The 16,537-nt window shown below is 60.4% G+C and carries 17 protein-coding genes and 1 pseudogene; 8 read left to right on the top strand and 10 right to left on the bottom strand.

From position 1 onward, the window contains the following. Positions 1-163: 163 nt before the first annotated feature. Together ACTG2B_RS03750 and rimI are read left to right on the top strand one after the other, a co-directional pair. Positions 164-598, top strand: coding sequence for a DNA polymerase III subunit psi (locus ACTG2B_RS03750; RefSeq protein ID WP_439995223.1), 435 nt, complete (start codon positions 164-166; stop codon positions 596-598). A gap of 118 nt (positions 599-716) precedes the next feature. Further along, a complete protein-coding gene (rimI, locus tag ACTG2B_RS03745) occupies positions 717-1,166 on the top strand; it encodes a ribosomal protein S18-alanine N-acetyltransferase (RefSeq protein ID WP_042053375.1) in 450 nt (149 codons plus the stop codon). A gap of 39 nt (positions 1,167-1,205) precedes the next feature. On the opposite strand, the gene ACTG2B_RS03740 is transcribed toward rimI, so the two are convergent. Then, positions 1,206-1,709 carry a hypothetical protein gene (locus ACTG2B_RS03740; protein WP_371733181.1) on the bottom strand — a complete coding sequence of 168 codons (504 nt, stop codon included), beginning with the start codon at positions 1,707-1,709 and terminating at the stop codon, positions 1,206-1,208. Between the two features lie 227 nt (positions 1,710-1,936). Between ACTG2B_RS03740 and ACTG2B_RS03735 the strand changes: the two genes are divergently transcribed. Further along, entirely contained in the window at positions 1,937-3,727 is a 1,791-nt protein-coding gene (locus ACTG2B_RS03735; RefSeq protein ID WP_439995222.1) for an AMP-dependent synthetase/ligase, read from the top strand. 81 nt (positions 3,728-3,808) lie between these two features. On the opposite strand, the gene gshA is transcribed toward ACTG2B_RS03735, so the two are convergent. The 4 genes and pseudogenes from gshA to ACTG2B_RS03715 all read right to left on the bottom strand — a co-directional run bounded on the left by gshA (position 3,809) and on the right by ACTG2B_RS03715 (position 9,720). Then, positions 3,809-5,407 (bottom strand): glutamate--cysteine ligase, encoded by a 1,599-nt coding sequence (gene gshA, locus ACTG2B_RS03730; RefSeq protein WP_439995221.1) that lies wholly within the window; start codon positions 5,405-5,407, stop codon positions 3,809-3,811. Positions 5,408-5,468: 61 nt separating this feature from the next. Beyond that, positions 5,469-8,281: pseudogene (locus ACTG2B_RS03725) on the bottom strand (M16 family metallopeptidase). A 27-nt stretch (positions 8,282-8,308) separates the two neighbouring features. Beyond that, positions 8,309-8,746: a YqaA family protein gene (locus ACTG2B_RS03720; RefSeq protein WP_005348990.1), complete on the bottom strand. Its 438-nt coding sequence runs from the start codon at positions 8,744-8,746 to the stop codon at positions 8,309-8,311. Continuing rightward, complete coding sequence (locus ACTG2B_RS03715) at positions 8,743-9,720, bottom strand: NADP-dependent oxidoreductase (protein WP_439995220.1); 978 nt, start codon at positions 9,718-9,720, stop codon at positions 8,743-8,745. Before ACTG2B_RS03715 ends, ACTG2B_RS03720 begins: the two co-directional genes overlap by 4 nt. Positions 9,721-9,776: 56 nt before the next feature. On the opposite strand from ACTG2B_RS03715, the gene ACTG2B_RS03710 reads away from it, so the two are divergent. Further along, positions 9,777-9,944 carry a hypothetical protein gene (locus ACTG2B_RS03710; RefSeq protein WP_005308905.1) on the top strand — a complete coding sequence of 56 codons (168 nt, stop codon included), beginning with the start codon at positions 9,777-9,779 and terminating at the stop codon, positions 9,942-9,944. Positions 9,945-9,997: 53 nt separating this feature from the next. Here ACTG2B_RS03710 and ACTG2B_RS03705 read toward each other — a convergent pair whose 3' ends face one another. Next, complete coding sequence (locus tag ACTG2B_RS03705) at positions 9,998-11,008, bottom strand: Preprotein translocase subunit SecY (RefSeq protein ID WP_110304074.1); 1,011 nt, start codon at positions 11,006-11,008, stop codon at positions 9,998-10,000. 255 nt (positions 11,009-11,263) lie between these two features. Between ACTG2B_RS03705 and ACTG2B_RS03700 the strand changes: the two genes are divergently transcribed. Next, positions 11,264-11,560, top strand: coding sequence for a hypothetical protein (locus ACTG2B_RS03700; protein WP_110304073.1), 297 nt, complete (start codon positions 11,264-11,266; stop codon positions 11,558-11,560). 19 nt (positions 11,561-11,579) lie between these two features. Beyond that, positions 11,580-11,930: a hypothetical protein gene (locus tag ACTG2B_RS03695; RefSeq protein ID WP_162507950.1), complete on the top strand. Its 351-nt coding sequence runs from the start codon at positions 11,580-11,582 to the stop codon at positions 11,928-11,930. Positions 11,931-11,981: 51 nt separating this feature from the next. Here the strand turns inward: ACTG2B_RS03695 and ACTG2B_RS03690 are convergent, their stop codons facing one another. The 4 genes from ACTG2B_RS03690 to rpsF all read right to left on the bottom strand — a co-directional run bounded on the left by ACTG2B_RS03690 (position 11,982) and on the right by rpsF (position 13,970). Next, complete coding sequence (locus ACTG2B_RS03690) at positions 11,982-12,722, bottom strand: ferredoxin--NADP reductase (RefSeq protein WP_439995219.1); 741 nt, start codon at positions 12,720-12,722, stop codon at positions 11,982-11,984. 101 nt (positions 12,723-12,823) lie between these two features. Next, entirely contained in the window at positions 12,824-13,270 is a 447-nt protein-coding gene (rplI, locus tag ACTG2B_RS03685; protein WP_005340490.1) for a 50S ribosomal protein L9, read from the bottom strand. A gap of 52 nt (positions 13,271-13,322) precedes the next feature. After that, positions 13,323-13,553, bottom strand: coding sequence for a 30S ribosomal protein S18 (gene rpsR / locus ACTG2B_RS03680; protein ID WP_005308890.1), 231 nt, complete (start codon positions 13,551-13,553; stop codon positions 13,323-13,325). 30 nt (positions 13,554-13,583) lie between these two features. Further along, on the bottom strand, positions 13,584-13,970 hold the full coding sequence (gene rpsF, locus ACTG2B_RS03675; protein WP_005308887.1) for a 30S ribosomal protein S6: 387 nt from the start codon (positions 13,968-13,970) through the stop codon (positions 13,584-13,586). Positions 13,971-14,207: 237 nt separating this feature from the next. Here rpsF and ACTG2B_RS03670 point away from each other — a divergent pair, with 237 nt between their 5' ends. Next, positions 14,208-15,431, top strand: a complete 1,224-nt coding sequence (locus ACTG2B_RS03670; RefSeq protein ID WP_005340487.1) for an Nramp family divalent metal transporter — start codon at positions 14,208-14,210, stop codon at positions 15,429-15,431. A 111-nt stretch (positions 15,432-15,542) separates the two neighbouring features. Further along, a complete protein-coding gene (locus ACTG2B_RS03665; protein WP_429201480.1) occupies positions 15,543-16,400 on the top strand; it encodes a hypothetical protein in 858 nt (285 codons plus the stop codon). Positions 16,401-16,537 lie beyond the last annotated feature (137 nt).

Here is a 16,537-nt window from a genome sequence, read left to right as displayed (position 1 = left end):
ACCGTATCGGCAACGTGCTGCGCCCATGCATAGCCAGTGTCGTGATGAGTACCATGTCCGCATGCGCCAGATGATGCGTTGCAAAGGGTGCAGCAAAAGCGGTTCGAGTGTACCCTGCGCAACACAATTTTCCCCAATGCAGATCAAGAGTGAGTCGCCTCAAATGCAAGATCCCGTTCGTCAGAGCATGTTGGCCCGCATGGGCATTCAAAGCTGGCAACTGCGTCGTCCGGCATTGCTGGGTGCAGCACCCGCTCCCGAGCTTGCGCAAGATGCCGTGCAGCCCGACCAGACAGCACCGGCCACCCGCGCTCCGCTGCCCAGCGGCAAACTCTGGTTGCTGGCGCCTCAGCTGCCTGCCACCACGCTGCTGGCGGATATCTGCCAGTTGCTCGGCATGACCCCCGACGAGGTCTCACTGCTCAGCGAGCTGCCGCCTGCCGATCTGCAAGCGGCGGATGCCTCCCCTCTGCTCTGGCTGACGGAGGCCAACCCCGAGCGGCCAAATGCGCTGATCTGCCCGCTCGCCCCCAGCGCCGCGCAAAAGCGCGCCCTGTGGCAACAGCTGCGCCAGCACCTTGCGGCCAGCGCGGCGTGATCCTGCATCATGCCGCCAAGTCCCACTGTGATGCCGCTCTTTTTACCTGATTTTACAAATGCCGCCTCTGCAACCTCTGCTAACCCCAGTGCCCAACATCTTGCCATCCGGAGCCCCCATGCCTGAGTTTCGTCCCCTGCTCGAGAGCGATTTCGCCCTTGTCTACCCCATCGAGCAAGCCGCTCACAAGGAGCCGTGGAGTGAGGCCAACCTGCTCTCCTGCTTCGGTCCTCGCTATCTCAACGGTTTGATGCTGGTCGATGGTCGCCCGGCGGGCTTCTATATCTCGGATCTGGTGGCCGGTGACAGCTCGCTGATGAACATCTGCGTGCATCCGGCGTTTCAGGGCAAGGGGTTGGGACGGGCGCTGTTGCAAGCCTATCTGGCGCGCAGCAAGCAAGCCGGGGCAGAGGCCTGGTTTCTCGAGGTGCGGGCCGGTAACCAGACCGCCATCAACCTCTACGAGAGTGCCGGTTTTGCCGAATATTGCCGCCGCGCCGACTACTACGGCACCGGCAACGACAGGGAAGATGCGGTGCTGATGTCGCGACTGTTCGATTTCGGCTGATCCAGCCTGTTCGTCGCGCCCAAGCCTTTTGTCCCCCCCTCAATCGAGGGGGGCGTTGTCCAGCGCGGGATCCTGCAAGGCCAGTGTGGTATGCACTACCGCCTCGAATCCGGCCCCGGAGAGCGGCATATAGAAGCCACGCAGCCAGGTTTTTCCCGGCATCCAGATCTGGTCGATATCCACCACTATCTTGATGGGTCTGAGGGGCTGCCCCGGCTGCTGGATATAGATGCCGGGCGGTGTGGCGACTTTGGGAAAGCGGCGCAGGATCTGCTCGCTGCCATCCCCCTTGCCCGGGTTGAGCCGCACCTTCACCAGCCGGGCAAGCGGACCAGCCATCTCCTTGCTCTGCCAGAATTTCTTCTCCAGATCGCCGCAGCGGCGGCACTTGGGGGTCTCCAGCACATAGAGCAGCGGATAGCCCAACGCCAGCGCCTGTTGCTGCGCCTGCTGATACCCCTCGGCCCCCTGATACCAGGGATTGGCGGGCCCCTGTGATGACGTTCCGGCAAAGAACCAAAACGCAGCGCCCCCCACCACCATCAACCCGACCGCGGCCAACGCCCCTTTCACCCACAGATTCATATCGTTAACCCTCTCTCTGCCTCCTAGCAGTATCGGCCAGTCTGCGCAAAGGGAGAGCTATTTGCGCTCTTTGTGATCCAAGACAAACGGCGAACACTTGTAAGCTGTAATGTTGGAGTTTAAACTCTAGCCCGATTTTTAGTGCCCTCGCGGGCGTACAACTGTAATTAAAGGATGTTTAACTGATGCCGAAGCTTCATCTGGTTCGACTGATGCGTGAACGTATTGCCCAGCTTGGCAACAAGGCTGCCCTGCGGGTTCAGCAAGATGGCCAGTGGCGCGCCATCGGCTGGCGTACTCTGGGCCAGGCCATGGACTACTGTGCACAGGCGCTGATCCGTGCCGGCCACCAGCCAACCGAAATGGTCGGCATCTATGCCCGCAACATGCCGGAGTGGACCCAGGCCGATCTCGGCATCCTTGCCGCCCGCGGCGTCAGCGTCCCTATCTACCCCACCAGCACACTCGATCAGTTGCGCTACATCGTCAAAGATGCCGGCATCAAGGTGCTGTTCGTTGGCGAACAACCCCAGTTCGATCAGGCGCTGCAACTGATTGAAAGCGGCGAGATCCGCCAGCTCATCGCCCTCGATGGCAACGTCAATCTGCGCGGCTGTGAGCAGGCGAGCCACTTCCAGACATTTCTGGTCTCCGGCAACCATCAGCCCAGCGAGCAAGAGCTGCGAGTACGGGAAACCCAGTACCGGATGGATGATCTGCTGACCCTGATCTACACCTCCGGCACCACAGGCGAGCCCAAGGGGGTCATGCTCGACTTCAGCAACATCGCCGCCTGTTTCGAGATGCACAACAGCCGCCTCGACCTCAATCAGCAGGATGTGTCGCTCTGCATGCTGCCGCTCAGCCACGTGTTTGAGCGGGCCTGGAGCTACTACGTGCTCTACTGCGGTGCCGAGAACGTCTATATCCGCGATCCGCAGAAGGTGATGGATGTGATTGGCGAAGTGCAGCCGACCGTGATGTGCGCTGTGCCGCGCCTCTACGAGAAGGCCTACGCCATGATCCAGGCCCGGGTTGCCCAGGCTCCGGCTCTGCGCCGCGCCCTGTTTGGCTGGGCGACCAAGGTCGGCAAGCAAATGGTTGCCACCCGTCAGGCTGGCAAGTCCGCTTCCCCGCTGCTCTACGGCCAGCTCTGGCTCGCCGAGCGACTGGTGTTTCGCAAGCTACGCGCCCGTTTTGGCGGCCGCACCCGCTTCCTGCCGGTGGCGGGCGCCCGTCTTGCCGACGATGTGAACCTCTTCTTCCAGGCGATGGGGCTCAACCTCAAGTACGGCTACGGCATGACCGAGACCACCGCCACTGTCTGCTGCTACGAGGATAGCCAGTTCAAGCTGGGCTCCATCGGCACGGCACTGAACGGCATCGAAGTGAAGCTGGGTGAGAACAACGAACTGTTGGTGCGCTCCCCCACCGTGATGCGCGGCTACTACAACAAGCCGGACGCCACCGCAGAAGTGATGACCGAGGATGGCTTCCTGCGTACCGGCGATGCCGGTGAGCTCGACAGCCAGGGCAATATCTACTTCACCGAACGCCTCAAGGAGCTGATGAAGACCTCCAACGGCAAATACGTGGCCCCGCAACTGGTGGAAGGGACCATCGGCAAGGATCGCTTTATCGAGCAGATCGCCATCGTCGCCGATGCTCGCCACTTCGTCTCTGCGCTGATCGTCCCCTGCTTCGAGTCGCTGGAGGAGTACGCCCGCTCCATCAACCTGCAGTACCAGTGCAAGACCGAGCTGCTGCGCCACTCCCGGGTAATGGAGTTCTTCGAGGCCCGCATCGCTGATCTGCAAAAAGAGCTGGCCAAGTTCGAACAGGTGAAGAAGTTCACCCTGCTGCCGAGCGCCTTCTCCATGGAGCTGGGTGAGCTGACCCCCACCATGAAGCTGCGCCGCAAGATCATCGAGGCCAAGTACCAGAGCGAAATCGAGGCCATGTATAACCACGTCTGATATCGCTCAGGTTCAGAGAAATAAAAAAGCCGCTCACTCGAGCGGCTTTTTGTTGGCTCTTTGGCCGGTACGAACCCGCCTTCAGGCCGTAGTGGTAGTGGTACCGAAGTAGTCGGCCAGGAAGTCATCGAACGACAGGCTGTCGCTGCGCTCGCGTTCGCGCTGCTTGGCCAGCGAATCCTTCGCCTCACCGGCAAAGTAGGCCTCATCCCAGTACTGCAGCTCCCCTGCCAGCAGCTCCTCCCGATAACGGGTCGCCAGCTTGTCGCCATAGCAGCCGTTGTCCTTGCCGCTCTCCAGCAACTCCCTGAGCATGCGGGCGGAGTAGGTGAGCTCGGGGTTGAGCAGCTTCTCGCGGTGCATCGCCAGCGTCTCGTGATAGCGATTGCGGCCGCAGCAGCGATCCAGCAGATCGGCCACCTGAGCCAGCTCGTCAAACAGTTTGAGGCCGTACTCTTTGAGGCCAATGGCATTGCCCTGCTCATCTTCCAGCGTCAGGCCGGGACGACGTCCTTCCAGCACCACCTTGTTCTGGTTGCGGCGGTTGCGGGCAATCTCCTCGTCACTCAGCACCGGAGAGGGGCGCAGCAGGCACCAGACCAGGAACAGATCGAAGAAGCGGATCTGGTCGGCATCGATGCCGAGCGGGGTGAAGGGGTTGACGTCCACGGTGCGCAGCTCGATGTATTCGATGCCGCGCTGATCCAGCGCATCCGAGGGCTTCTCGCCGCTGCGCGGGGTGCGTTTAGGGCGGATCGGGGCGTAGAGCTCATTCTCCAGCTGCAACACGTTGTCGTTGAGCTGACGATACTGCCCATCCACCTTGACCCCGATCTTGGCAAAGTCGGGATTGTGGGTGTTGATGGCGCGGCGCAGGCTGCTGACATAGGCCGGCAGATTGTCGTGGCTGATCTTGAGCCCAGCCTGGGCACTGTTGGTGTAACCGAGATCGGAGAGACGCAGCGCGGTGGCGTAAGGCAGATAGAGGGTGCCCTTGCCGGTCTTCTCGAACGGCAGGTTGCTCTTGCGCCCTTTGAGGAAGGATTCGCAGATGGCCGGGGAGGCGCCGAACAGATAGGGCACCAGCCAGCCGAAGCGGTAGACGTTGCGAATAAGCCCCATGTATTTATCGGAGATAAAGCGCTGGCTGCAGCACCCTTCGCACACCAGATCCTGCCACTCGCTCCAGAAGCTGTCGGGCATGGAGAAGTTGAAGTGCACCCCGGCGATCACCTGCATCAGGCTGCCGTAGCGGTTCTTCAAGCCCTGACGGTAGAGGGTCTTCATCTTGCCGATATTGGAGCTGCCGTACTGGGCCAGCCGGATGCTCTCTTCCCCGCCGACGAAGCAGGGCATGGAGAGCGGCCAAATCCGCTCGTCACCCAGATGTTGAATCACATGGTGATGGATGTCGCCGAGCTGCTCCATCAGGCTGTCGATGGAGTCGGTGGCCGGGGTGATGAACTCCAGCAGGCTCTCCGAGTAGTCGGTGGTGATATTGGGATGGGTCAGGGCCGAGCCCAGCGCCCGGGGATGGTCACTCTGGGCGAGTCGGCCATCCGGCGTGATGCGCAGGCATTCACGTTCGATCCCGCGCCGGATCCCCTTGAGCGCGGTGAGGCGCTCCGGTGATCCCAACGCATTCAGCAACTCGGTGAGCGACAAGCTTGTTGTAGTCATATTCACGGCTCATGTGAGGCCGCCCCATCCGGGGCGGCTCTTGATTTTTATAAAGCGTCAGTTACGGCAACTGCAGCGGATAGATGGGAAGATGAAGCTCCTTCAGGGGTTTTTCAAGCTTTTGCTTGTCTCCCACCACCACGATCACCATGTCGGCCGGATTGAGCCAACGGGCCGCACTGGCCTTCAGCGCCTCGGGCGACACCGTTTTGATCAGGTTGTTCTGGGCCTGCACATAGTCCGGTTTCAGGTCATACATCACCATCTGCAGCAGGAAGCCCGCCTTCTGGCCCAAGGTCTCGTAGAGAGGGCATCCTGCTGGGAGACGGCGCTGCGCATATAGGCCAGCTCGACCGGGGTCGGGCCGCTCTTGCGGTAGTTGTCCATCTCCTTGAGGAACTGGCGGATGGCATCGACGGTGGCATCGGCCCGCACATTGGCACCGGTGGCGAAGGTGCCCACCTCGCGGTTGGCGGAGAAGCCCGAGCTGGCGCCGTAGGTGTAGCCCTTGTCTTCCCGCAGGTTGAGATTGATGCGGCTGTTGAAGTTACCACCCAGGTTGAAGTTCATCAGCCCGGCGGTGAAGTAATCCCCCGTGGTATCAAACGGCATGGCGCGACGACCGATGCGGATCACCGACTGGGGCGCCCCCGGCTTGTCGACCAGATAGATGCCCGGCTTGGCCTGCTCCCCCTTGAGCTTGAGATCCCCCAGGGTTGGCGTTGCCCCCTTCCACTCGGTCAGGAAGCCAAGTTGCTCCTCGATCTGCTTCTGGTCCACATCACCGACCACCACCACTTTGGCGTTGGTGGGGTTGTAGTAGGCCTGATAGAAGTGCTTCACGTCCGCCAGGGTCAGCTTGGCCACATCGGCCGGTACCCCGTCGGTAGGTTGCCCGAGGCGGTTCTGCTTGCCGTAGACCAGTTCGCGGAACGCCTGCCCGGCCAGCCACTCGGGCTGCTGCTGGGCCTGTTGCATCCCTTGCAGCAGCTGCGCCTTGACCCGCTCGAAGTCCGCCTCCCGCATGCCCGGGCGCTCCAGCACCTCGCGCACCAGCGCCATGGTCTGGGGCAACTTGTCCGCCAGCGAGCTGACGGTGATGAGGTTGTTGTACTGGGCGCTGGAGACATCAATGCTTGAGCCCAGCTTTTGCAGCTCGTCGCTCAGCTGAGCCTCGGTCAGGCGCACCGTGCCCTGCCCCATCATGGCAGCGGTCAGATTGGCCAGCCCCAGTTGCCCCTTATCTTCGGCACGAATGCCGCCCGGCAGGGCAATCATGATGGAGACGGCGGGGATCTCGTCACTCTTGGTGCCGATGATCTCGATGTTCTTGTCGAGCTTGCCGTGCCAGATGGCGGGCACCTTGACGCTCACCGCCTCGCTCGCCTTGGGTTGCACGCTGCGATCGAAATTGTCTTTTACCGGTCGTTCGGCCAGCGCCTCGTCATGCTTGCTGTAATCCGGCAGCTCGCGCTTGGCGGGGGTAAAGTTCGGGGTGGCAACCTGCCACTCTGTCTTGCCCTTGGGCACCACGCTCAGCACCACCGCAGGCTTGTCGGCGATGAACTTGTTGTAGGCGGCCTTCACCTGCTCAGGTGTCACCTTGCCGATAGCATCCAGCGTCTTGAACACATAGTTGGGATCCTGGGCAAACACCTGACCCATGGCGAGCTGGCTCACCTTGCCGGAGACGCTGTCCAGACCCCAGATGGCGGAGGCACGGTACTTGGCGATCGCCTTCTCCAGATCTTCCGGCTTGAGGCCGCGCTGGGCAAACTCGCCGATCACCTTGTCCACCTCCCCCTTGAGGGTCTTGAGGCTGCCATCCTGCGACGGATTGGGGTAGGCGTAGACGGTCAGAGTACAGGCCAGCTCTTCGCAGTAGTGGGATGCCCCCACATCGATCGCCTTGCCGGTTTTCACCAGCGACTGGTAGAGCATGGAGCTGGCGGAACCGCCCAGCACGTCGGCAAACATGTCGAGTGCAGGCTCCTGCGGATCGCCAAGAGAGACGGTGGGGTAGCTGATATAGAGCAGCGGCAGGTGCACCTTGTCCTGCAGCGTCACGTAGCGGGTCTCGGGCAGAGTCACCGGCTTTGGCGTCGGCTCGGCCACGTCCGGGCCGCGCGGGATGGAGCCGAAGTACTTCTCGATCCATTCGAGGGCCTGCTTGCTGTCAAAGTCGCCGCCCAGAGTCAGGGTGGCGTTGTTGGGGCCATACCAGCGCAGGAAGAACTGCTTGAGGTCGTTTACATCAACCCGGTCGAGATCCTCCACGTAACCGATAGGCTGCCAGGAGTAGGGGTGAGTACGCGGATAGAGCGCCTCCCCCACCTTCTCGCTCACCAGCCCGTACGGCTGGTTGTCGACCCGCTGAGCCCGCTCGTTCTTGACGGTGGCGCGCTGGATCTCGAACTTCTTCTGGCTCACCGCATCGAGCAGGAAGCCCATCCGATCCGCCTCCAGCCAGAGCACTTTTTCCAGCTGGTTGGCAGGCACAGTTTCGTAGTAGTTGGTGCGGTCCTTGTTGGTGGTGCCATTCATGTCACCACCGGCTTCGTTGATGATCCGCATATGCTCCTGATCACCGACGTGCTTGGAGCCCTGGAACATCATGTGCTCGAAGAAGTGGGCGAAACCGGACTTGCCGACCGTCTCGCGGGATGAACCGACGTGATAGGTCACATCGAGGTGCACCAGCGGATCGGAGCGGTCGGGGGCCAGGATCACGGTCAGGCCGTTGTCCAGCTTGTACATCTGGTAGGGGATGGCGAGCTTGCCCTCCTCCTTGCCCTGTTCGGCGATCAGGGTCGGTGCCGCCAGCACCGGCAGGGTGAAGCCCAGCAGAATCGTTAAAGGTATGACTTTTTTCACGGTAACCTCGTGAGTGACAAAAACAGGCTAGAAAATGTGACTGGCCAGCAGAAAAACCAGGGCATAACGGAACAATTTGCCGAGCCCGATCAGAATGAGAGAGCGCCAGAAGGAGAGGCGCAGCCAACCGGCCAACAGACAGAGACCATCACCGACCACCGGCGTCCAGGCAAGCAGCAGACACCAGTGACCATGTTGTTTGAGCCAGCCTAAGGCTTTTTGTTCCCCACGGCCTTGAAAATCTTCCGGTTTTTTCTTGAAGGTGGCGAGCCAGCCGAGCCACCAGGTGGTCATGGATCCGAGGGTATTGCCCAGCGTCGCCCACAGCAGCAGGCTCGCCATGCTCCACTCCCCCTTGGCCGCCATGGCCCCCAGCAGCACTTCGGAGCTGCCGGGCAGCAGGGTGGCGGAGGTAAAGGCGCTTAAAAAGAGCCACCCCAGCCCCATCTCCATCATCTCGCTCATCCGGGATAGCCGTCGGCCGCAGGCATCCGCAGCAGCAGCTTGCCGCGCACATGGCCCCCTTCGATAGCCTGATGGGCCAGCGCCCCCTCAGCCAGAGCGAACTCACCGGCGAGGGTGACCTTCACCTCCCCCTGACGCAGCAGCATCAACATCTGCCCCAGCTGCTTCTGGTCGGGGTGAACCAGCATGCCGACCACCTCGATCCCCGCCGCAGCCCCAGCATCCTTGATCTGCTGGGCGGTAATGGTAGGCACAGTCACCAAGCGGCCCCCCGGCTTGACGCAGGCCAGCGCCGCCTTGCCGCTCTCGCCGCCCACCAGATCCAGCACCAGATCGACCTGACCGGCCTCTGCCACCACCTGTGCTGGCCAGTTCGCATCATGGTAATCCACCATCCAGCGCGCCCCCAGTGCGTGCAGGAAGCCATGGTTGTCGGGGCTGGCGGTAGCCACCACCTCGGCGCCATAGGCGCTGGCAAACTGCACCGCAAGATGGCCGACACCACCGGCACCGGCGAGGATCAATACCCGCTGACCGCTCTGGAGGGCGCCGTGCTCAAGCAGCCCCTGCCAAGCGGTGAGACCGGCCAGCGGCAGCGCCGCACCCTGCTGCAGGCTCACTCCGTCGAGCTTGACCAGCTCGCCTTCGCTTGCCACCACAGACTCCCCGTAGCCACCGGCAGCGAGGGGAAAGCCGACCATGCCGCACACCAAATCCCCCTCGACCAGCGAGGTCACACCGGGGCCAACCTTCTCCACCACGCCGGAGATGTCATAACCCGGCGTCCAGGGCAGCTTGTCCTTGTTCTGGGCCGCCGCCCAGCCAAGACCGGCGCGGGTTTTGGCATCGATGGGATTGACCCCCGCAAAGCTGATGCGCACCCGCACTTCGCCATCGGCTGGCACCTTATCGAGGGAAGGGTTGAGCCTGAGTACCGAGGGGTCACCGAATGCGGTAATCTGTATTTGCGTCATAGCACAATCGATCCTGTTGATTGATCAAGGGTCAACAGAATAACAGCGAGGACACCATGGCTCGAATGTTTCTTATTCCTCTGTTGCTGGCACTGGGGTGGTGGGCATTTCTGCTCTACTTCCGCATCCCGCTCAAACAGGGGGCCAAGGGGTTTTACTGGATCATCGGCATCGGTGGCGGACTGGCCGCCTTCCTCAGCCTGATGATGGTGCTGACTCACTGAGTGCCAAGCCACTCGATAACGAAAAAGGCCACCGAGTTCCGGTGGCCTTCTCACTATCCGGGTTGCTGCTCCAGCGCCGGATTGAGGTAGTAGTGGCGATTGCTCCCCTGCCCCAGCACCCCTTGCGACAGCAGATGGTGGAACACCCGATCCACCTCCTCCAGCGAGAGTGACAACGCCTGTGCCACCGAGCGCTTGCTGCACTTGAGCTCACCGCTCACCAGCGCACCGCGCACCTGTGCCAGCACTTCGGGGGCGGGCTCGGGGGGCATGATGGGCTCTGGCTGGGCTGCCATCGCTAACGCCTCCTGCGCCTCTCTGCGAGCTTGATCCTGCTGCCAGCGCCACATCCGGCGAAAGCGGTTCTCCTCGCCGATCAGGCTAACGAAGAAGGCGCCGAACACGTCGAGCAGCACCGAGAGGAAGCAGACCAGCAGGAACTGCACCTGACTGATGCTCATCCCCACCCCGTCCGCCAGACTGCTCATCAGCCCCAACATGGAGGATTGTTCGTTGACCGGCTTGGCATCGCGCTGCTGACGCAGCTCATCCTGCTGCAAGCGCAGCTTGGTGTTGGCGTGCTGCAACGAGGAGACGCCACTGGAGATGCGCTCCAGCTCGATATATTTGCGGGCCGCCTCCTCGTTGAGCTGGATCTGCCGCTCGATGCTGGCGATCTGCTCGTCGAAACGGGCCAGTTCCCGTTCGTGGCGCGCCTGCTGGCTCAGTACCGTGTTGGTGGCGCTGTTGATGCCACCAATACTGCCGCCGATGGAGATGGCCGCCAGCACGCTGTAAAACAGCAGCGACCAGAAAGCACCACTCAAATCCCGCCGCGCCTTGCGCTCGCCGTACTCGTACCAGACGTAAAACTTGCCCAGTTCGAAAATGATGGCCAGCCCGCCAAACAGCCACTTCATCAGCGGGTTGTCATCGATGGAGAGGAACAGCAGCAGGGAGAAGATAATGGAAGCCAGAATGGCCAACCCGGTGAAACTGTATACCGTCGTCAGAGCAAACCACCCCTTGGGGTAGCGCAATGTAGAGGAGTCCTGTGTGGTCATGATGAAGGGGTGTGCTGTGCAGGAAAAGTTGGCTGCCGATTATAGTCGCCAGACTCGCCCAGAGAAGGGCAAATGACTGAATTCCTTCAGATTGGCAACCAGCTGCCCAGAGTGCGACCAAAACGGACAAATCGGCAGCAGAAAAGCGATACAATCCCTCCCTGACTTGATCATGTGGTGAGATGGGGAACAGTTCCGCCCGGGTTCAGCTCCGGTCTGTACACTCATCCACCGTTGCAATTATCCGAGGCCATCATGAACAGTAAGACCACTTTGCTACTCTCCCTTCTTCTGGTTACCGGCAGCGCCGCAGCGACCCAGCAATATCAAGAGAGCAGTGGCTCCGAATTCTCCGTCGATGAGCTTAAATTCAATCTGGACTGGGATGACAAGCAGTTCGGCTGGACCCAGAACGACTGCCTCGACTTGGGGGTCGGCGAAACCGCCCCGGCCGACTGCAGGGCAGTCAAATTCAATCTGGAAGATGAAGAGAACCGCAACCAGCCGCCGCAAACCAACCAGCTCCCTGCCAACGCGCAGAGTGGCCAATAACGACAGGAGTACCCTGGCGATGACCCAAGCCAAACACAACCCCGTTATCCAGCGTGGCGCCCTGCTGCTCTCCCTGCTCATGGCGCACGGCATCGCGGTTGCGGCACCGCCAAGCAAAAATAGCGATGGCATCAAGATCTCCGGTGATGACATCAAGATCAATCTCGACTGGGATGACAAAGAGTACGACTGGTGGCAGGACAACTGCCTGGATCTTGGCATTGGCGACAGCCGGATCAAACTCAACTGCGACAAGATGGATGGCAAGTACCGGGATCACTACAACCGCAGTATCCACAGCGGCAATAACCCCGGGCAAGGTCACGACAAACAGAAGGATAAAAACAAGGGTAACGGCAAGAAAAACTGACCGCCCCCTTTCCTTATGCAGCAGGGGCATGGCGCCCCTGTGCTGATTGTTTTACCAATAATTCTCCGCACTGATATTGCCCGGCGCCCGCCGCAGATTCTTGGCCAACCCCAGCGCCAGCAAGGTCTGCTGGGTCTCTTTCACCATCTCCGGATTGCCGCAGACCAACACCTGACTCAGCTCGGGTGAGAACTCCAACCCCACCCGCGCCTGTAGCTGACCATTGGCAATCGCCGCCGGGATCCGCCCTGCCATTGCATCGGGCCAGGGCTCGCGGCTGACAAAGGGGACATAGCGGAAACGCGCGCCATATTGCTCGGCAAAGCTGGCGATCAAATCCTGATAGCTCAGCTCCTCGCCTTTACGTACCCCATGCACCAGCACCAGATTCTCGAAACGGTTGAAGGCTTCCCCATCGGCCAGCATGGAGAGGAAGGGGCCGATGGCAGTACCGGTCGAGAGCAGCCAGAGATCGCGCCCGGCGGGCACCTCATCCAGCGTCAGAAAGCCGGTGGCCTGGGATTGCACCAGCAGGGTATCGCCCGCTTGCAGCGAGCCGAGCGAGGGAGTCAGCTCACCGCTCGGGATCTCGACCAAATAGAACTCGTGATATGGCGCAGAGGGGGGATTGACGAAGGAGTAGGCGCGCTGAATGCGGCGATCGCCCTGCTCGAGGGCCAGCTTGGTGAATTGGCCTGCCTTGTAGGGAGCCAGCTCGGCCGCTACCCGCAGGGAGAACAGAGTGGGTGTCCATTCGATGCGTTCAATGACGCGGCCTTCTACCCAAGCCATAAGGATCTCCTCCAGTGGAACAGACCTTCACTCTACCCCCGGGCCGGAAAATAAAAAACCCGCGCAAAAGCGCGGGTTTTCTCTGCAAAAGCGAATCGCTATTACAGGGCAACAACCTGGATCTGTACGGTTGCTTTAACGTCAGCGTGCAGCTGAACAGCAACTTCGTAGTCACCGGTGTTACGCAGAACGTTGCCCATGCGGACTTCGCTCTTGGCAACGGCTACGCCGGCAGCAGTGATGGCTTCAGCCACGTCACGGGTACCGATGGAACCGAACAGCTTGCCTTCGTCGCCAGACTTGGAAGCGATAACCACGGTAGCCAGTTCGGCCAGCTTGGCAGCACGCTCTTCAGCAGCAGCTTTGTTGGCAGCCAGTTTGGCTTCCAGCTCAGCGCGACGAGCACCGAAAGCTTCGATGTTGGCCTTGGTGGCCATAACAGCTTTGCCTTGCGGGATCAGGTAGTTACGGGCATAACCAGATTTCACGGAAACTTGGTCACCCAGACCGCCCAGTTTGGCGATTTTGTCGAGCAGGATAACTTGCATTACCTTTCCTCTATAAATTTCGTTGAGTTAGGCTTAAGTGCCGGGCCGATTCTTACTTGTTGTGCAGATCGGTGTACGGCAGCAGAGCCAGGTAACGAGCACGCTTGATGGCGCGTGCCAGCTGACGCTGATACTTGGCGCGGGTACCGGTGATACGGCTCGGTACGATCTTGCCAGATTCAGTGATGTAGTTTTTCAGAGTAACGATATCTTTGTAGTCGATCTCGGTAACGTTCTCGGCGGTGAAGCGGCAGAACTTACGACGACGGAAATAACGTGCCATGGCCTTTATCCTCTAGTCAGTGATCCAGAATTACTCTTCGGAAGCAGCTTCAGTAGCTTCTTCGCGGCGCTCGTCGTCACGACGGGTGAAGCGCTCTTCTTTGGCCTTGGCCATCGGAGAAACTTCAGTCACGGCGTGCTTGGTGCGCATGATCATGTTGCGGATAACGGCATCGTTGAAGCGGAAGTTGGTTTCCAGCTCATCGATAACGGCTTGCTCTGCTTCTACGTTCATCAGAACGTAGTGGGCTTTGTGCAGTTTGTCGATCGGGTAAGCCAGCTGACGGCGGCCCCAATCTTCCAGGCGATGAATGGTACCACCGGAGGTGGTGATGGCGCCGGTGTAACGCTCGATCATGCCGGGAACTTGCTCGCTCTGGTCCGGATGAACCATGAAGACGATTTCGTAATGACGCATTTTAGCTCCTTACGGATTAATTCAGCCTCCGCCCAGGTGCAGCCAGACCTCGGAGGCAAGGAACATAAAGGTGTTTAGTCGCTGCTTTTCTAGGGCGGCGTATTGTACGAAATCACATCCCTCACTGCAACTGACTGCCTTAAATGTTTTTCCCGATGGAAATCATCAGAAACAACAATTGATAATGATTATCACTTAGATCTATTCTCTCTCCATATCCTTATGGAGGGTGATGCCATGCAACCCGCACTGACGACTACGATTCCAGCCCGCAAATTCAAACTGACCCTGCTCGGGCCTGCCTTTATCGCCGCCATCGGCTATATCGACCCGGGCAACTTCGCCACCAATATTCAGGCGGGCTCTACCTTTGGCTACCAACTGCTCTGGGTGGTGGTATGGGCCAATCTGATGGCCATGCTGGTGCAAACCCTCTCGGCCAAACTCGGTATCGTCACCGGCAAGAATCTGGCGGAGCACATCCGCGACCGACTGCCGAAACCGGCGGTCTGGGCCTACTGGGTGCAGGCAGAGATCATCGCCATGGCCACCGATCTCGCCGAATTTATCGGCGCCGCAGTCGGCTTCAAACTGCTGCTCGGCGTGACCTTGCTTGAAGGGGCCTGCATCACCGCCGTGGTGACCTGGGGGATCCTGATGTTGCAATCCCGTGGCCAGAAACCGCTGGAGTTCGTGGTCGGCGGCCTGCTGTTGTTTGTCGCGGCGGCCTACATCGTCGAGCTGATCTTCTCCCGCCCCCATCTGCCCAGCCTGCTGGAGGGCGCCCTCTTCCCCGGTCTGCCCAACAGCGATGCCGTCTATCTGGCCGCCGGTGTACTCGGTGCCACCGTGATGCCCCACGTTATCTACCTGCACTCGGCACTGACCCAGCACACGCAGGATCAGGGTTCAGTCAGCCAGCGGCTGCACACCACCCGGGTCGATGTGGCGATTGCCATGACTATCGCTGGCTTCGTCAATCTGGCGATGATGGCGATGGCTGCCGCCGCGTTCCACAGCTCGGGCCACCAGCAGGTAGCGGAGCTGGAATCCGCCTATCAGACCCTCACTCCGCTGCTGGGTCAGGCTGCAGCCACCCTGTTTGGCCTCTCGCTGGTCGCCTCCGGCATCAGCTCTACCGTGGTGGGCACGTTGGCCGGGCAAGTGGTGATGCAGGGCTTTGTCCGCTTTACCATCCCACTCTGGCTGCGTCGCGCCATCACCATGGCTCCCGCCTTCGTGGTAATCGCCATGGGGCTCAACACCACCGAAATTCTGGTGTTGAGTCAGGTGATCCTGAGCTTTGGCATCGCGCTGGCCCTGATCCCGCTGTTGATGCTGACCGGCGATCGGGCGCTGATGGGGCAACATCGCAACCATCCGGTCACACAAGCCGTCGGTCGCCTTATCGTTGCGCTGGTGATCGGGCTCAATGCCTATCTGTTGGTCGCCATGATCTAGCGAACCGTAAAACCGAGAAGAGAGGCTCATTAACTCTGGTTAATGAGCCTCTTCGCACTTTGGCGTATGCTGCCGCTTTCTCTTCTCATTTATCGTTGCGGGAGCCTTGCCATGGAACATACCCGAGCCAGCTTCGTACTGGGCCATCATCAAGAGCAGGCCAGCGTGGTCTGCTGCCAGCGTGGCGACACCACACTGCTGGTCACCGACCTCACCCCCTTTCATCCCCAGAGCCACCTCTGGCCCGATCAGCCGGGGGATGTGGGCCATGTTCGCTGGGAAGGGGGCGAAGCCACCATTGGCCCTTGCCGAATGGGGGCCATCAGCCCGGATGGCGAGCTGTTCGTCGATACTGCCATTCCGGTCAAGCGGGGCGCAGAGGGGTGGCGTTTCGTGGTGGTCCATCCGCTGACCGGTGACCACGCGCTAGCCATTGGCAGCCAGGTCGAATTGCAAGTAGATAGCGCTGCCCGCCACGCCCTGAGCCTTGGCCATAGCGGCTGCCATCTGGCCGCGCTGGCGCTCAATCGAGTACTAACTCCCTACTGGCGCAAGGTGGTAAGCGAGCGTGATGCTCTGGGCCAGCCCGACTTCGACCGTCTGGCTATTCAAAGCTCTCGGGTCGAGCCTTGCGGATCACGGGAGCAGTACCGAATCGGCAAGAGCCTGCGCAAGAAAGGGGTCAACAGCGAGGCGCTGCTGGCAGATCTGGCGCTGATTGAAGAGAAGGTCAACCAGCAGCTGGCCGACTGGATTGCAGCCGGAGGCGAAATCCGCCGCAGCCGCGCTGGCGAGGCGATCATCGATTCCCGTTACTGGCACTGCATGCTGGAAGGCCAGGAGGTGACCATTCCCTGTGGTGGCACCCATGTTGCCTCGCTCGCCGAGTTGGGAGAGGTCAAGGTAGAGCTCACTCAAGTGGAAGAGGGCTTTGCCATGCTGACCCGGGTCACGCCAACCGGCGCCTGAGTCGCAGACTTGACCACTCAGGGCTAACGCCCAAATTGGCAATAGAGAAGTATCGCAAATGAAGGGGCATCATCATGCCCCTCAACGCCAGTCATGACGGACCGATGCTTCTCTTTTAACCACCCCCTGATTAGAAT

The sequence above is a fragment of the Aeromonas sp. 30P genome, assembly GCF_051919805.1.
Lineage (GTDB): Bacteria > Pseudomonadota > Gammaproteobacteria > Enterobacterales > Aeromonadaceae > Aeromonas > Aeromonas veronii.
This window is presented reverse-complemented; position numbering and strand designations above follow the sequence as displayed.

Bases quoted from the DNA above. Each gene is read 5' to 3' on its own strand.
- ACTG2B_RS03750 (WP_439995223.1), top strand. From the start codon at position 164: ATGCAAGATCCCGTTCGTCAGAGCATGTTGGCCCGCATGGGCATTCAA.
- rimI (WP_042053375.1), top strand. From the start codon at position 717: ATGCCTGAGTTTCGTCCCCTGCTCGAGAGCGATTTCGCCCTTGTCTAC.
- ACTG2B_RS03740 (WP_371733181.1), bottom strand. From the start codon at position 1,709: ATGGTGGTGGGGGGCGCTGCGTTTTGGTTCTTTGCCGGAACGTCATCA.
- ACTG2B_RS03735 (WP_439995222.1), top strand. From the start codon at position 1,937: ATGCCGAAGCTTCATCTGGTTCGACTGATGCGTGAACGTATTGCCCAG.
- gshA (WP_439995221.1), bottom strand. From the start codon at position 5,407: ATGACTACAACAAGCTTGTCGCTCACCGAGTTGCTGAATGCGTTGGGA.
- ACTG2B_RS03720 (WP_005348990.1), bottom strand. From the start codon at position 8,746: ATGAGCGAGATGATGGAGATGGGGCTGGGGTGGCTCTTTTTAAGCGCC.
- ACTG2B_RS03715 (WP_439995220.1), bottom strand. From the start codon at position 9,720: ATGACGCAAATACAGATTACCGCATTCGGTGACCCCTCGGTACTCAGG.
- ACTG2B_RS03710 (WP_005308905.1), top strand. From the start codon at position 9,777: ATGGCTCGAATGTTTCTTATTCCTCTGTTGCTGGCACTGGGGTGGTGG.
- ACTG2B_RS03705 (WP_110304074.1), bottom strand. From the start codon at position 11,008: ATGACCACACAGGACTCCTCTACATTGCGCTACCCCAAGGGGTGGTTT.
- ACTG2B_RS03700 (WP_110304073.1), top strand. From the start codon at position 11,264: ATGAACAGTAAGACCACTTTGCTACTCTCCCTTCTTCTGGTTACCGGC.
- ACTG2B_RS03695 (WP_162507950.1), top strand. From the start codon at position 11,580: ATGACCCAAGCCAAACACAACCCCGTTATCCAGCGTGGCGCCCTGCTG.
- ACTG2B_RS03690 (WP_439995219.1), bottom strand. From the start codon at position 12,722: ATGGCTTGGGTAGAAGGCCGCGTCATTGAACGCATCGAATGGACACCC.
- rplI (WP_005340490.1), bottom strand. From the start codon at position 13,270: ATGCAAGTTATCCTGCTCGACAAAATCGCCAAACTGGGCGGTCTGGGT.
- rpsR (WP_005308890.1), bottom strand. From the start codon at position 13,553: ATGGCACGTTATTTCCGTCGTCGTAAGTTCTGCCGCTTCACCGCCGAG.
- rpsF (WP_005308887.1), bottom strand. From the start codon at position 13,970: ATGCGTCATTACGAAATCGTCTTCATGGTTCATCCGGACCAGAGCGAG.
- ACTG2B_RS03670 (WP_005340487.1), top strand. From the start codon at position 14,208: ATGCAACCCGCACTGACGACTACGATTCCAGCCCGCAAATTCAAACTG.
- ACTG2B_RS03665 (WP_429201480.1), top strand. From the start codon at position 15,543: ATGGAACATACCCGAGCCAGCTTCGTACTGGGCCATCATCAAGAGCAG.